The sequence below is a fragment of the Pseudomonas huaxiensis genome, assembly GCF_003231275.1.
Taxonomy (GTDB): domain Bacteria; phylum Pseudomonadota; class Gammaproteobacteria; order Pseudomonadales; family Pseudomonadaceae; genus Aquipseudomonas; species Aquipseudomonas huaxiensis.
Window position 1 is genome coordinate 1 of the sequence record NZ_QKVL01000162.1, and the last position, 583, is coordinate 583.

The 583-nt window shown below is 62.4% G+C and carries 1 protein-coding gene; it reads left to right on the forward strand.

All coding sequences use genetic code 11. The features are described from left to right. Positions 1 to 583, forward strand: a 583-nt coding sequence (locus tag DM374_RS32715; protein WP_177431653.1) for a T6SS phospholipase effector Tle1-like catalytic domain-containing protein, incomplete at both ends; no start/stop codon positions are given.

The following is a 583-nucleotide window of genomic DNA, read 5'->3' on the forward strand; positions in this document are numbered from 1 at the left end:
ATGCCAGCCTGCTGGCGTCGATCAAGAGCATGGATACGGCGTGGCCGGCAGAAAAGTGGGCAGGCCGCAACCGGCGTGAATGGGAGTTCGGGCGGTTGCTCCGCGACCTGATAAAGCCCTTGCGCATCGCCATGACCGCACAGGCGGGGCAATCGCGGCTGTTGGGCGTGCGGCTGTATGTCTACGGATTTTCCCGAGGGGCTGCGACTGCGCGGACGTTCGTCAACTGGCTGAACCTGCTGCTGGAGGATGTCGACAGCCAGCCGGCGTTGTCTATCGATGACCTGTTGCTGCCGGTGCAGATCCAGTATCTCGGCCTGCTGGACACCGTGGCGTCAGTCGGCGCGGCGGATTCGTTTCCCGGTGCCGATGGCCATATGAGCTGGGCGGATGACACCCAGGAGCTACCCAGGAGCAAGCTGGTCAAGCGCTGCCTGCATATCGTTGCCGGCCATGAGCAGCGGTTGAGTTTTCCGCTGGATTCCATTCGACGGGAGGATGGGAGCTATCCGGAGAATTGCGTTGAGGTGGTGCATCCCGGAGTTCATTCGGATCAGGGTGGGGGATATCCGCCGGGGGATCA